Genomic DNA, 14,368 nt, shown 5'->3' on the forward strand with positions numbered 1-14,368 from the left:
CCACGGCCCAAACGGACAAGATCGTCCCATCTCGGGCCATGGGGAAACGAGCATGGACGCCACAGAAAGAGCCGCGCGCATCGTTCGAACGGCGATCGAGACCCTGAAACCGGGTTTCGCCGTCAGGCTGTGGACCGGCGAGCGCATCGGCCCCGCCGACGGGCCGGTTCTGGCGATCAATGATCAGGATATCGTCTGGCAGTTGGCCCGGCGGCCAAGCTTCTCGACGCTGGTCGAGATGTGGATTTCCAAAACCATCGATGTCGAAGAGGGGTCGCTGTTCGACCTCTATGCCCTGCCGTCCCAGGGCAAGCTGCGGGCGAAGCTTGGATCATTGCCCAAGCTGGCGATCCTGCGGGACTTGCCGGCCGTGCTGTTTTCGCGAAAGCAGATGACGGCACGGACCGACTTGTCCGGTCGCAACCCTTATGTCAGCGGGTCGAACAAGGAAGCGATCCAACATCATTACGACATTTCGAATGCTTTCTACCGGCTCTTCCTCGACGAACGGATGGTTTACAGCTGCGGCTACTTCAAGGATTTCGCCAATGACATCGATCAGGCGCAAATCGACAAGCTCGACCATATCTGCCGTAAGCTGAGGCTAAAGCCGGGCGAAAGCCTGCTGGACATAGGTTGCGGCTGGGGGGCGATGCTGATCCACGCCGCGAAGCATTACGGCGTCGTCGGTCATGGCGTGTCGCTGTCAGAAGAGCAGACGAAGTTGGCGCGCGAGCGCATCCGCGCCGAGGGGCTTGAGGAGCGGATCACCATCGAGATAAAATCCTACGCCGAGCTCTCCGGCACTTTCGACAAGATATCGTCGATCGGCATGTTCGAGCATTTGGGCCTCGCCAACCACGCTGCCTATTTTTCCGCGGTGCACCGTTTGCTGAAACCTGGCGGCATCTACCTGCACCACGCCATCACGCGGCGCAGCAAGGGCGACCTGAGGAAGACCTTGCGCAAGGGGCCGGAATACAAGGCGCTGATCAAATACATTTTTCCGGGCGGCGAGCTCGACACGATCGGGATGACGCTCGGCAATCTCGAAGCGCATAGCTTCCTCGTCCACGACGTCGAAAACCTGCGCGAGCACTACGCCCGCACCTGCGGGCTATGGGCCGAGCGCCTGCATGCGCGATTTGACGAGGCCATTGCCGAGGTGGGCGAGCCCAGGGCAAGGCTTTGGCTGCTCTACCTGACCGGCTGCTCCATCACCTTCGAACGCGCCTCGGCACAGATATTCCAGACGGTCGCCACCAAGCGCGCGCGAGGACCGAGCGGCCTGCCGCCGACGCGGGCCGATCTTTACCGGTAGCCGGCGCTGGGCGCTCGCCGCCGTCTCACTCGGCGATGCCCAGCGAAGCCATATAGGCCGCCGAAGCCGGGATCTTGGACTTGTCCTTGATCTCGATGATGAGGCGCGGATTGCTGTCGAGTTTGGCGAGCGCGGCAAACACCGAACGCCATGGGATCGTGCCTTCGCCGAGGCTCCAGTGACGATCGGCGTAGCCGTCGGCGTCCTGCAGATGGACATGCCGCAGGCGGTTGCCGGCGGCGTGCACGTAGTAGTCGACCGGCGGTGCCTCGGTCGAGCCATGGGCATAGTACGCGTGGCCGGTGTCGATGGAGACTGCGACCGCGGGCGACTTGAAGCTGTCGGCCAATGCCACGCGGATATGCGGATCCTTGTCCTCGATGTTTTCCAGAACCATGGTGCAGCCGATGTCTTCGGCCCGCCCGACCGCTTCGCTCAGCGTCAACCGACAGTATTCGATGATTTTTTCGCGCTCGCCAGGATTGTTGTCGAGGTTGTTGTAGGACCAGGTCGTATAGGGGCTGTGGACAACCATGTGCGTCGCCCCGATGGTGGCACAGACATCGAGGCCTTGCAGCAGGCGTTTGCTGACGACGTCGCGAATATCGGCGTCCTGCGAGGCGATGGTGAAGCCCCAGAATGGCCCGTGGATCCCGAGCCGTCCCTCATAGCCATCGAGAAGCTTTTTGGCCCGGGCCGCGAGCGGCCCCCAGTCGCCATTGAGAACACTGGCCTCGGTGAAGCTTTGCAATTCGAGGTCGCGCTGCTTTTCGAAAAGCCAGTCGCGATGGATTTCGAGGTCGTCCAGGGTCATGGCGGCGCCAAGGATGGGCAGGGACGTCATAGGCACTCCGGTTGGCGGGATGTGAAATGGATGCCGACGGAAGCGGCAAGGCGGGTCGCGCCAGCTGTATGGCGCGGTTTTCTGTCACCCGTATTACAAGCCGCGCGAACGGCGACGCCACACCTCGATCGCACCGGGCGGCGAGCTCCGAAAACTATGCCGTTACAAATCGCATCGGCGCGCCGATCTCGAGACGGCCGGGCTGGTCGACGGTGCAATAGACGCCGAGATTGTGCGCGTTGTGGCGGACAAGGTTGCGCAGGATGGCCGGATCATTGTCGAAGCCGTCCTGGGCGACGATGGTAAAGCCGCAGCGGCGGCAGGGTTCGGAGATGGTCAGGACGAGGTCGCCGATGGCGAGCTTGCGGCCGATCCATTCGGTTTCGGGAAACGAGCCGTCGACAGGAGCCATGTCGACGACGATATTGGGGCGGAAACGGCGGGGATCGGCGGCACCGTCCGGATGAAGCGCCTTCAGCCGCGCCAGGGAGGCCGTGGTCAGGAGATGGACCGGCGCCTTGCGATAGCGCTCCGCGGTCAACGGCCCGGCATAGCCGGCCGCATTCTGCCCGCGGAACGGCCGGATCGAGGCGCCGAAGCCGAGATAGGCAGACACGGCGCGGTCGCATTCGGCCCCGGGAGCGGCGAGCCAGGCGCCGTCCGGGACGGCGATTTCCAGTTCGCCGTCGCGGTTCAACCGGGTCCGGATGCGCGGCACCTTGTGCCACTTGGCGTCACGGTCGGGCCGGGCGATCTCGTTGTCGGCGGTATCGACGAGGCCGAACATGCGGTCGCCCTCGATGCTGTCGGTGCCGACCATGATGGCGTCCTGGCGCTCGCCGGCGAGCGAACTCGCCGGATAGCGCCACAACTGGGTGACGGTGCCCAATGCCGGGTCTTCCCGCATCAGCCCTTCTTGTTCTGCCGGTTGGCGACGAGGTCGTCGACGACGGCCGGATCGGCCAGCGTCGAGGTGTCGCCAAGGGCGGCGAAGTCGTCCTCGGCGATCTTGCGCAGGATGCGGCGCATGATCTTGCCCGAGCGCGTCTTGGGCAGGCCCGGCGCGAACTGGATCTTGTCGGGCGAGGCGATGGCGCCGATCTCCTTGCGGACGTGGGCGACGAGCTCCTTGCGCAGCTCCTCGGTTGCCTCGACGCCCTTCATCAAGGTGACGTAGCTGTAGATGCCCTGGCCCTTTATGTCGTGAGGATAGCCGACGACGGCGGCTTCCGAGACCTTCTCATGGCTGACCAGTGCCGATTCGACCTCGGCCGTGCCCATGCGGTGGCCGGAAACGTTGATGACGTCGTCGACGCGGCCGGTGATCCAGTAATAGCCATCGGCGTCGCGGCGGCAGCCGTCGCCGGTGAAGTATTTTCCCTTGTAGGTCGAAAAATAGGTCTGCACGAAGCGGTCGTGGTCGCCATAGACGGTGCGCATCTGGCCGGGCCAGGAATCGGTGATGCAGAGATTGCCGTCGGCGGCGCCTTCCAGCACCTTGCCTTCGCCGTCGACCAGCTGCGGCTTGACACCGAAGAACGGCCGCGTCGCCGAGCCCGGCTTGAGGTCGGTGGCGCCCGGCAGCGGCGTGATCAGGATGCCGCCGGTCTCGGTCTGCCACCAGGTGTCGACGATCGGCACCTTGCCGTTGCCGACGACGTTGAAATACCACTCCCAGGCTTCCGGATTGATCGGCTCGCCGACCGAACCCAGCACGCGCAACGATTTGCGCGATGTCTTCTTCACGGGATCGTCGCCGGCGCCCATCAGCGCGCGCAACGCCGTCGGAGCGGTGTAGAAGATGTTGACCTTGTGCTTGTCGATGACTTCCCAGAAGCGCGACTGCGATGGATAGTTGGGCACACCTTCGAACATAAGCGTGGTGGCCCCATTCGCCAGCGGTCCGTAGACGATGTAGCTGTGGCCGGTGACCCAACCGACATCGGCCGTGCACCAGTAGATGTCGCCGTCATGGTAGTCGAAGACATATTGGTGCGTCATCGAGGCATAGACGAGATAGCCGGCGGTGGTGTGCAGCACGCCCTTCGGCTTGCCGGTCGAGCCGGATGTGTAGAGGATGAACAGCGGATCCTCCGCCTTCATCTTCTCCGGCTTGCACTCGGGTTTCACGGTCGCTACTTCGTCGTGATACCAGACGTCGCGCCCCGGCGCCCAGGCGATCTTGCCGCCGGTGCGGCGCACGACGACAACGCTCTTGACCGTGACATGGTTCTTGGCGGCGATGTCGATCGCCTTGTCGGTGTTCTCCTTCAGCGGGATCGGCTTGCCGCCACGAAGGCCCTCGTCCGATGTGATGACGAAGGTCGATTCGCAGTCGACGATGCGGCCGGCCAGCGCATCCGGCGAAAAACCGCCAAAGACGATCGAATGGATGGCGCCGATGCGCGTGCAGGCCAGCATCGCATAGGCGGCCTCGGGGATCATCGGCATGTAGATGGTGACGCGGTCGCCCTTCTTGACGCCGTGCTTCTTCATCACATTGGCGAGCCGGCAGACATGCTCATGGAGCTCGTTGTAGGTGATCTTCTTGTCGTCATAGGGGTTGTCGCCTTCCCAGATGATGGCGGTCTGGTTGCCGCGTTTCTTCAGGTGGCGGTCGATGCAGTTGTAGGAAACGTTGGTCAGCCCGTCCTCGAACCACTTGATCGACACCTTGCCGTCGAACGAGGTGTTCTTGACCTTGGAAAAGGGCTTGAACCAGTCGATGCGCTTGCCGTGCTTGCCCCAGAATTTATCCGGGTTCTTGACGCTGTCGGCGTACCATTTGAGATAGGTGTCGTTGTCGATCAGCGCGTTCTTCTTCCACGCCGGCTGGACGCGATGCACATGCACTTCGGACATTTCTTGACTTCCCTCCCGAATCGATCCGCCGGCTTGCAACGCCGTCAGGATCGCGGCGACGCGGCCACGAATTCGCGCGCATTATTAACAGTTCCGCGAAGACGGCAATATTAGACGTTGGATTCGCGTGGCGCGATGCCGCAGCGGTTGCGCAAAGCGCTGTCAGCACTCCCGGAGCATCGCTGCTAAGCGCATGTTTTGCCGTAGAAAAAGCCCGGCGTGGTCGCGAGAAATCAATAGACAGTTAAGCAACCGCGCGCACAATCCGACGTTGGGAGGAAAGGAGAATCAATCTGGGGACCGCAATGCGCGACCATTCCGAAATGGATCTGATGCTCAAGGGCTATGGCCTGACCACCGCCAAGATCCTCTATCATTTCCCCGACCATCCGCATTTGCTGCAGAGCTTCATCTGGCAGGACTACGACATCGCCCCGAAATTTCCGGTGCTGATCAAATTCATCGAGTTCTGGAAGGCAAGGCTCGACGGGCCGCTGCATTCGGTGTGCTACACCCACCAGAAGCTGATCGCGCCAAATGAATGGCGCAAGGTCGATGGCGAGTTCGTGTTGCACTGAACGGAGTAATCTCCCCCCTCGAGGGGGAGATCAGCGGCTTCATCACACCGCCGGCGGATTCAGCCGGGCAAATCCTTCCTGGCGGCGATAAGGGAAATACGGATAGGGCGCGGTGACTTCGCTTGCCGCGTCGAGTTTTTTCATCTGTTCCGGCGTCAGGGTCCAGCCGACGGCGCCGAGATTCTGGCGCAGCTGCTCCTCGTTGCGGGCGCCGATGATCACCGATGAAACGGTCGGGCGCCGCAGCAGCCAGTTGATGGCGATCTGCGGCACCGTCTTGCCGGTTTCCCGCGCCACCGCATCGAGGGCATCCATGACCCGGTAGAGATGCTCGTCCTCGACCGGCGGGCCGAAGCTCGCGGTCTCGTGCAGCCGGCTCCTTTCCGGCAGAGGCTGGCCACGGCGGATCTTGCCGGTCAGGCGGCCCCAGCCCAGCGGGCTCCACACCAGAGCGCCGACGCCCTGGTCGAGGCCGAGCGGCATCAGCTCCCACTCATAGTCGCGGCCGAGCAGGGAATAGTAGACCTGATGCGCGACATAGCGGGGATAGCCATGTTTCTCCGCCAGGCCGAGCGACTTCATCACTTGCCAGCCGGAGAAGTTGGAGACGCCGACATAACGCAGCTTGCCGGCGCGTACGAGGTTGTCGAGCGTGGACAGCACTTCCTCGATCGGCGTCACGGCATCGAAGGCATGCAGCTGCAGCAGGTCGATATAGTCGGTGCCGAGGCGCTTCAGCGCGGCGTCGACGGACTTGATCAGCCGCGAACGTGACGAGCCATGGTCCGCCGGCCCGTCGCCCATGGGCAGCGCGGTCTTGGTCGAGATCAGCACGGCGTCGCGGCGGCCCTTGATCGCTTCACCAAGCACGTCCTCCGAGGCGCCGTTCGAATAGACGTCGGCGGTGTCGAACAAGTTGACGCCGGCCTCGAGGCAGATGTCGATCAGCCGCCGCGCCTCTTGCGCGTCGCTGTTGCCCCAGGCGCCGAACAGCGGGCCGGAGCCGCCGAAGGTGCCCGCGCCGAATGATAGCACCGGCACCTTGAGACCCGATGCGCCGAGAGGTCGATAGTCCATGATTTCGCTCCTTGTAATGTCGGTTGTGGATTGGCGTCTGTCAGCACCCGGCCGTGGCCGGGACGGCGATCGCGGCGCCGCGCTCCAGGCGCAGCGCCAGAAACACCACGGCGAGTGCCGCGAGCGGCACGATGCCGGCGATCAAGGGAACAAAGCCGAGGCCAGGGCCATGATCGATGACGAACCCGCCGAGCCACGCGCCAATCGCATTGCCGAGGTTGAAGGCGGCGATGTTGAAGGAAGAGGCGAGACCCTGGCCGGCGCCCTTGGCCTTCTCCAGCACCCATATCTGCAGCGGCGCTACGGTGGCGAAGGCGGCCGCGCCCAGCAGACCGACGGCGATGATCGCCGCGATCGGCTGGTGCATGGCCACGGTCATGACGAACAGGACGGCTGAAAGCGCGACCAGCGTGCCGATGACCGTCGGCATGAGATGCCGGTCGGCGAGGCGCCCGCCGAGCAGATTGCCGGCGACCAGCCCGCCGCCGAAGACGAGCAGGATCGGCGACACGGCGGCTTCTGAAAAGCCGCTTATGCGGGTGAGGATCGGCGCCAGATAGGTGAAGGCGGCAAAGACGCCGACCCAGCTCAGCACCGTGGTCAAAAGGCCAAGCAGCACCGGCCGGCGGCCAAGCACGGCAAGCGCGCCCTCGGAACTCTCCTCGTCGTTTGCCGCGGCCGGTTCGTCGCGCGGCACCAGCAGCGCGATCACTGCGAAGGCGACGACGCCGACCAGGGTCACGGCAAGGAAAGTCGAGCGCCAGCCATAGGCCTGGCCGAGCCAGGTGCCGAACGGCACGCCCAGGATGTTGGCGACTGTCAGGCCGGTGAACATCAGCGCGATGGCCGAAGCCTTCTTGTTGGGGGCGACGAGACCGGTGGCAACGACCGAGCCGACGCCGAAGAAGGAGGCATGGGCGAAGGCGGTGAGCACGCGCGCGGCCATCAGCGTCCAGTAGTCGGGCGCCAGCGCGCAGGCGAGGTTGCCGACGGTGAAAACCACCATCAGGGCGAGCAGCAAGGTCTTGCGCGACAGCCGGCCGGCTACCGCGCCGAGCAGCGGCGCGCCGACCACCACGCCCAGCGCATAACCGGAAATGAGCAGGCCCGCCGCCGAGATCGAGACGCCGAGATCGGCGCTGACGTCGAGCAGCAGGCCCATGATGACGAATTCGGTGACGCCGATGCCGAAGGCGCCGGCGGTCAGAGCGTAAAGAGCAAGAGGCATGGCGGTGGGTCCATCTTTCAGCAGAGGACGCCTGGTTCGCGCCCCGGCCTGGAACATCGTGATCCGCCATGTTGTGAACCAGACTTGCGCAAGGCATATTTCTTGTGAAATAGATTCACAGATGGCCAGGCCCGATATCAACCGCTCCGGCGAGATCGAAGTCTTCGTGCGCGTCGTCGAGGCGGGCAGTTTCTCGGCCGCGGCGCGACGGCTGCGCATGACGCCATCGGCGGTCAGCAAGCTGATCGCGCGGCTGGAGGCGCGGCTCGGGGCACGGCTGGTCAGCCGCTCGACGCGCAAGCTGCAACTGACGCCGGAAGGGACGGCTTTCTACGAAAGCGGAGTGCGCGTCCTGGCCGATCTCGATGCGGCCGAGCGGGAAGCCGCGGCGGGTGCGGCGCCGCGCGGCCGGCTGAGGGTCAACGCCTATGTGCCGTTTGGCCAGCATCGGCTGCTGCCGCTGCTGCCACGGTTTCTCGAACGCCATCGCGAAATTTCCGTCGAGGCGGTGCTGACCGACAACGTCATCGATCTCATGGAAGAGCGCGCGGACGTCGCGATCCGCGCCGGGCCGCTTCGCGAGTCACGATTGGTGGCGCGCAAGCTCGGCCAGAGCCGGATGGCGGTGGTTGCCGCGCCCTTCTATCTCGAAGCGCGCGGCACGCCGCTGACGCCCGGCGATCTCGTCCACCACAACATGCTTGCCTTCGGCTTCGTCCGGTACATCGACGGCTGGCCGTTCATCGACGCGGCCGGCGCATCGGTCATGGTGCCGATCAAGGGCAACGCCACGGTGAGCGACGGCGAGGCGATGCGGCTCTCCGCCCTTGCGGGAGCGGGCATTGCGCGGCTGGCACGCTGGCATGTCGAGCCCGACATCGCCGCCGGCCGGCTGGTGCCGCTGCTGGAGGACTTCAACCCCGGTGACGAAGAGCCGACACATGCGGTCTATGTCGGCCAGGGCAAGCATCTTCCTGCACGCGTGCGGGCCTTCCTCGACTTTCTTGCCGAAAGCGTCCGGTTGTAAACGAAAGCCGCACCCATGAGACACACGGCTTTCGAACAGGCCGGCTTGCCCGCGGCCCGAACTATGCCTTCGGCACGAAAGGCGCCGGACGACGGCCAGCACCCTGGCGTTCGACCATCCAGCCGGGATATTCGGCCGGCAGAGCGCTCACGTCATCCAGTCTGGCGAGGTCGTCGGCGTCGAGCTTTACTTCGGTCGCGGCAAGGTTCTGCTCGAGCTGCTCCATGCGGCTGGCGCCGATGATCACGCTCATCACGAAAGGCTTGGCCAGGACATAGCCGAGCGCCACCGTGGCGACGCTGACATCATGCTTCCCAGCGATTTCGCGCATGACAGCGACAGACGCCCAGGCGCGATCCTCGTTGACCGGCGGGAAGTTGAACGAGGCGCGGCGGCCCTCGCCATTGCCGGGCGCACCCGGCCCATATTTGCCGGACAGCAAGCCGCCAGCCATCGGCGACCACACCATCAGGCCGAGCTTTTCCTCGTTGATCAGCGGCACGATCTCGCGTTCGAGGTCGCGGCCGGCGATCGAATAATAGGACTGGATGGTCTCGAAACGGGCAAAGCCCTTGCGGTCAGCGATGCCGAGCGCCTTGGCGATGCGCCAGGCCTGCCAGTTGGAGACGCCGACATAGCGGACCTTGCCACTGGAGACGAGATCATCAAGCGCCCGCAGCGTCTCGTCGATCGGCGTCACGGCATCGGTGCCGTGCAGCTGATAGAGGTCGATATGGTCGAGCTGCAACCGTTCGAGGCTGGCATCGACCGAATCCATGATATGGCCGCGCGAGGAGCCACGCTGGTTCGGGCCTTGGCCCGTGGCGCCGTGGACCTTGGTGGCGATGACCACGTTCGTTCTGGCCACGCCGAGGTCCCTGAGCGACTGGCCGAGCAGGCGTTCGGACTCGCCGAAGGAATAGACGTCGGCCGTGTCGAAGAAGTTGACGCCGGCGGCAAGCGAGCGGCCGACGATCTCGTTGACGCCTTTCTGGTCGAGGCTGGCGATCAGGCCCCATTGGGCGTTCTGGCCGGCGGCGCCGAAGGTCATGGTGCCGAGGCAAAGTTCGGAGACGAATAGCCCGGTATTTCCAAGCTGGTTGTAACGCATGGTGAGGCTCCAGGAGAATGTGTGTGATACACAAGACAAATAGGAACGGTACGTTTCGTTTCAAGCGTCGGCATAGTGGCGCTCGTTGAGCAGGGCTTATAGCACAGCAAGCTGGAGATTCGGGTCGGACTACCTGCTGCCGAAGATCGCCGACCCGACCCGGACGCTGGTGGCGCCGAAGGCGATCGCCGTCTCGTAGTCGCCCGACATGCCCATCGAGAGCTTCGCGACGCCAGCCTCTCTCGCCAGTTTTTCCAGCAGCGCGAAATGCGGGCCGGGATTCTCGTCCGCCGGCGGAATACACATCAGACCTTCGATGGCGAGACCGTGGACTTCCCGGCAGCGCTTGACGAAGGCGACCGCCTCGCGCGGCTCGATGCCGGCCTTCTGCGGCTCGGAGCCTGTATTCACCTGGACATAAAGCTTTGGCGCACGGCCTTGCCGGATAGTTTCCTTGGCGAGTTCGGCGGCGATCTTCTCGCGGTCCACCGTCTCGATGACGTCGAACAGCGCCACCGCCTCCCTGGCCTTGTTCGACTGCAGCGGACCGATCAGGTGCAGTTCGATATCCGCAAATGCCTCTTTCAGATCAGGCCACTTGCCTTGCGCCTCCTGTACGCGGTTTTCGCCGAAGACGCGCTGGCCGGCCTCGATCACCGGCCGGATGTCGGCAGCGTCGAAGGTCTTGGAAACCGCCACCAGCGTCACCGCGCCGGCTTCGCGACCGGCTTCCCGCTCGGCGGCGGCGATCTTCGCCTTTACCGCGAAAAACTGCTGAACGGTGTCACCCATATGCAAATCCCGCTGTTTTGACCCGCGTTTTTGACCGCCAAGATGCCCATATGGTTGACGGGTTTGCCAAACCATGGTGAACACCCGGACCACAATCCATGACTGCCGCGCCCGGCAGTCCGCATGCTTTTAAGTGAAAAACGTCCCATGGCAACCGAACGATACAATCCGCGCGCGTCAGAGCCCAAATGGCAGAAGGCCTGGGCCGAAAAGAAGCTTTTCGAAGCGCACAATGACGATCCGCGCCCGAAATACTACGTGCTGGAGATGTTCCCTTATCCATCGGGGAAGATCCATATCGGCCATACGCGCAACTACACGATGGGCGACGTGGTGGCGCGCTACAAGCGGGCCAAGGGTTTCAACGTGCTGCATCCGATGGGCTGGGACGCGTTCGGCATGCCGGCCGAGAACGCCGCCATGCAGAACAAGGTCCATCCCAAGGAATGGACCTACCAGAACATCGCCACCATGCGCGAGCAGCTCAAGGTCATGGGTTTGTCGCTGGACTGGGCGCGCGAGTTCGCGACCTGCGATGTCGATTACTATCACCGCCAGCAGATGCTGTTCCTCGACTTCGTCGCGAAAGGGCTGGTGACGCGCAAATCCTCCAAGGTCAACTGGGACCCGGAGGACATGACGGTGCTCGCCAACGAGCAGGTCATCGACGGGCGCGGCTGGCGCTCGGGCGCGCTGGTCGAACAGCGCGAACTGACGCAGTGGTTCTTCAAGATAACCGACTTTGCCCAGGACCTGCTGGACTCGCTCGACGGTCTCGACGAATGGCCCGAAAAAGTGAAGCTGATGCAGCAGAACTGGATCGGCCGATCGGAAGGCCTGCTGATCCGCTGGCCGCTCGCCTCGGACGTTGCCGGCGAGCATGAGCTGGAAGTCTACACGACGCGGCCCGATACCATTTTTGGCGCCTCGTTCATGGCGATCGCCGCCGACCACCCGCTGGCCAAAAAGGCCGCCGATGGCAATCCGGCTTTGGCCAAATTCATCGAGGAGGTCCGTCATATGGGCACTTCGGTGGCGGCGCTGGAGACGGCCGAGAAAAAGGGTTTCGACACCGGCATCCGCGTCGTCCATCCGTTCGACGACAGCTGGACGCTGCCCGTCTATGTCGCCAATTTCGTGCTGATGGAATACGGCACCGGCGCCATTTTCGGCTGCCCGGCGCATGACCAGCGCGACCTCGACTTTGCCAACAAATACGGCCTGCCGGTGGTGCCGGTGGTGATGCCGGACGGCGAGAACCCAGCGACCTTCCAGGTGATCGACGAGGCCTATGTCGATGACGGTGCGATGATCAATTCGCGCTTCCTCGACGGCAAGAAGCCGGCCGAGGCCTTCGACGAGGTCGCCACGCTGCTGGAGCAGAAGACCATCGGCAACCGGCCAATGGCCGAGCGCAAGGTGAATTTCCGCCTGCGCGATTGGGGTATTTCGCGTCAGCGCTATTGGGGCTGCCCGATCCCGATGATCCATTGCGAGGATTGCGGCGTGGTGCCGGTGCCGAAGGCCGACCTGCCGGTCAGGCTGCCGGACGATGTCGATTTCGACCGGCCGGGCAATCCGCTCGACCGGCATCCGACATGGCGGCATGTGAAATGCCCGCAATGCGGCAAGGACGCGCGGCGCGAAACCGATACGATGGACACGTTCGTCGATTCGTCCTGGTATTTCGCCCGCTTCACCGCGCCCTGGGCGTATGAGCCGACCGATCCCAAGGCCGCGAACGAATGGCTGGCTGTCGACCAGTACATCGGCGGCATCGAGCACGCGATCCTGCATCTGCTCTATTCGCGCTTCTTCACCCGCGCCATGCGGGAGACCGGCCATGTCGACCTGGCCGAGCCGTTCAAGGGCCTGTTCACGCAAGGGATGGTGGTGCACGAAACCTACCGTGTCGGCTCGGCATCGAACGGCCGTTGGCTGGCGCCGGCCGAAGTCCGGCTGGAGGATGTCGACGGCAAGCGCCGCGCCATCGACGTCGCCACCGGCGAGGCGGTCACCATCGGCCCGCTCGAGAAGATGTCGAAGTCGAAGAAGAACACGGTGAGCCCGGAAGACATCACCGATGGCTACGGCGCCGACACGGCGCGCTGGTTCATGCTGTCGGATTCGCCGCCCGAGCGTGACGTCGAATGGACCGACGACGGTGCCGCCGGCGCGCATCGCTTCATGCAACGCATCTGGCGGCTGGTGTCGACGGCGGCCGAGACGCTGGCAGGGGTCAAGCCCGCCGCGGCCGCCGCCGGCGAGGCGGGAGTGGTCTCCAAGGCCACGCACAAGATCCTGAAGGCGGTCGGCGAGGATATCGAGAAGCTCGCCTTCAACCGTGCCATCGCCCGCATCTATGAACTGGCCAATGCGCTGACCACGCCGCTCAACGACGTGGCGGAAGGCAAGGCCGATCCGGCACTCAAGAGCGCCTGCCGTCAGGCCGTGGAGATCCTGGTGCATCTGGTCGCGCCCGTCATGCCGCATCTGGCAGAGGAGTGCTGGGAGACGCTCGGCGGCACCGAACTGGTCGCCGAACGGCCATGGCCGCTCTTCGATCCGGCGCTGGTCGTCGACAACGAAGTCACCTATCCGGTGCAGGTCAACGGCAAGAAGCGGGGGGATTTGACAATTGCCCGCGACGCGGACCAAGGTGCGGTCGAAAAAGCGGTACTGGCTCTCGACTTCGTGCAGAAAGCACTTGAAGGGAAGGCTCCGCGCAAGGTGATCATCGTGCCGCAGAGGATCGTCAATGTCGTTGCCTGATCGGGAAAAGACAGCGTTGAGCCGGTTGCTGCGCCGCATCGCGCTTGCCGGCCTTGTCGGCTCGCTTGCGCTGGTGTCGGCCTGCCAGGTGCGGCCGCTCTATTCGAGCGCGCCGCTGTCGACAGGCTCCACCGCCAATGCCGAACTGGCGTCGATCGCCATCAAGCCGGTCAAGACGCGTTATGCCCAGCAGGTGCGAAACAATCTGATCTTCGGATTCGGGCGCGGCGCCGGCGAACCGGCCTCACCCCTCTATTCGCTCGATCTCAGCGTGACCGAAGCTGTTGAATCCTCGGCACTCGTCCAGGTCGGAACCGACCAGGACGAGCCGACCGCCGGTTCGGTGACGCTGACCGCCGGCTATACGCTGACCGATGCGAGAACCGGCGTGGTCATCACCGTCGGCAAGCGGGCGATCACCTCGTCCTTCGACAAGCCGCGTCAGGAGTTTGCTTCCTACCGGGCGCAGATCGACGCCGAGAACCGTGCCGCGCGCGAATTGGCCGCAGCCCTGCAACTGTCCATCGCCCAGGATCTGGCCAGGTACGGCAGGGCGGCCAGCTAGCGCCATCGCCGTCTCGAAGGAGGGCCGAATCACCCTCTCTCGTTGCTCTCCGTTTCCTGTATCCAGCGCTCGAATCCGTCCGCGGGTTGCCATGCGAGCAAAGGCTCGCCCTCCTTTCCAGTAAGACGCATGCGGATGAGCAAGCGGCCGTGGAAACACGATCGGTTCCTCGAATCATCGTCGCGCGGCAT

12 protein-coding genes are annotated in these 14,368 nt (G+C 64.0%); 5 read left to right on the forward strand and 7 right to left on the reverse strand.

Annotated elements, in window-relative coordinates; genetic code table 11:
- The first annotated feature begins 52 nt into the window (after window positions 1-52).
- The gene (locus LB556_RS15970) at window positions 53-1,321 is read left to right on the forward strand and encodes an SAM-dependent methyltransferase (RefSeq protein ID WP_224568581.1); all 1,269 of its coding nucleotides are present in this window, start codon (window positions 53-55) and stop codon (window positions 1,319-1,321) included.
- A 25-nt stretch (window positions 1,322-1,346) separates the two neighbouring features.
- Here the strand turns inward: LB556_RS15970 and LB556_RS15975 are convergent, their stop codons facing one another.
- From LB556_RS15975 to acs, 3 genes are all read right to left on the reverse strand, one after another.
- Window positions 1,347-2,165: a sugar phosphate isomerase/epimerase family protein gene (locus tag LB556_RS15975; protein ID WP_224568582.1), complete on the reverse strand. Its 819-nt coding sequence runs from the start codon at window positions 2,163-2,165 to the stop codon at window positions 1,347-1,349.
- A gap of 154 nt (window positions 2,166-2,319) precedes the next feature.
- A complete protein-coding gene (locus LB556_RS15980) occupies window positions 2,320-3,072 on the reverse strand; it encodes an MOSC domain-containing protein (RefSeq protein ID WP_224568583.1) in 753 nt (250 codons plus the stop codon).
- The gene (gene acs, locus LB556_RS15985) at window positions 3,072-5,027 is read right to left on the reverse strand and encodes an acetate--CoA ligase (RefSeq protein WP_224568584.1); all 1,956 of its coding nucleotides are present in this window, start codon (window positions 5,025-5,027) and stop codon (window positions 3,072-3,074) included. Before acs ends, LB556_RS15980 begins: the two co-directional genes overlap by 1 nt.
- Before the next feature lie 305 nt (window positions 5,028-5,332).
- On the opposite strand from acs, the gene LB556_RS15990 reads away from it, so the two are divergent.
- Window positions 5,333-5,605, forward strand: coding sequence for an usg protein (locus LB556_RS15990; protein WP_224568586.1), 273 nt, complete (start codon window positions 5,333-5,335; stop codon window positions 5,603-5,605).
- A gap of 42 nt (window positions 5,606-5,647) precedes the next feature.
- On the opposite strand, the gene LB556_RS15995 is transcribed toward LB556_RS15990, so the two are convergent.
- On the reverse strand, window positions 5,648-6,682 hold the full coding sequence (locus tag LB556_RS15995; RefSeq protein ID WP_224568588.1) for an aldo/keto reductase: 1,035 nt from the start codon (window positions 6,680-6,682) through the stop codon (window positions 5,648-5,650).
- Between the two features lie 40 nt (window positions 6,683-6,722).
- Window positions 6,723-7,910 carry an MFS transporter gene (locus LB556_RS16000; RefSeq protein ID WP_224568589.1) on the reverse strand — a complete coding sequence of 396 codons (1,188 nt, stop codon included), beginning with the start codon at window positions 7,908-7,910 and terminating at the stop codon, window positions 6,723-6,725.
- A 121-nt stretch (window positions 7,911-8,031) separates the two neighbouring features.
- Here LB556_RS16000 and LB556_RS16005 point away from each other — a divergent pair, with 121 nt between their 5' ends.
- Window positions 8,032-8,937, forward strand: coding sequence for a LysR family transcriptional regulator (locus LB556_RS16005; RefSeq protein ID WP_224568591.1), 906 nt, complete (start codon window positions 8,032-8,034; stop codon window positions 8,935-8,937).
- A gap of 61 nt (window positions 8,938-8,998) precedes the next feature.
- Here LB556_RS16005 and LB556_RS16010 read toward each other — a convergent pair whose 3' ends face one another.
- On the reverse strand, window positions 8,999-10,048 hold the full coding sequence (locus LB556_RS16010) for an aldo/keto reductase (RefSeq protein WP_224568593.1): 1,050 nt from the start codon (window positions 10,046-10,048) through the stop codon (window positions 8,999-9,001).
- Window positions 10,049-10,177: 129 nt separating this feature from the next.
- On the reverse strand, window positions 10,178-10,840 hold the full coding sequence (locus LB556_RS16015; protein ID WP_224568595.1) for a YggS family pyridoxal phosphate-dependent enzyme: 663 nt from the start codon (window positions 10,838-10,840) through the stop codon (window positions 10,178-10,180).
- Window positions 10,841-10,987: 147 nt separating this feature from the next.
- Here LB556_RS16015 and leuS point away from each other — a divergent pair, with 147 nt between their 5' ends.
- Entirely contained in the window at window positions 10,988-13,612 is a 2,625-nt protein-coding gene (gene leuS, locus LB556_RS16020; RefSeq protein WP_224568597.1) for a leucine--tRNA ligase, read from the forward strand.
- Complete coding sequence (locus LB556_RS16025) at window positions 13,599-14,177, forward strand: LPS assembly lipoprotein LptE (protein ID WP_224568598.1); 579 nt, start codon at window positions 13,599-13,601, stop codon at window positions 14,175-14,177. Before leuS ends, LB556_RS16025 begins: the two co-directional genes overlap by 14 nt.
- Window positions 14,178-14,368 lie beyond the last annotated feature (191 nt).

This window comes from Mesorhizobium sp. ES1-4, from assembly GCF_020164745.1.
Classification (GTDB): domain Bacteria; phylum Pseudomonadota; class Alphaproteobacteria; order Rhizobiales; family Rhizobiaceae; genus Mesorhizobium.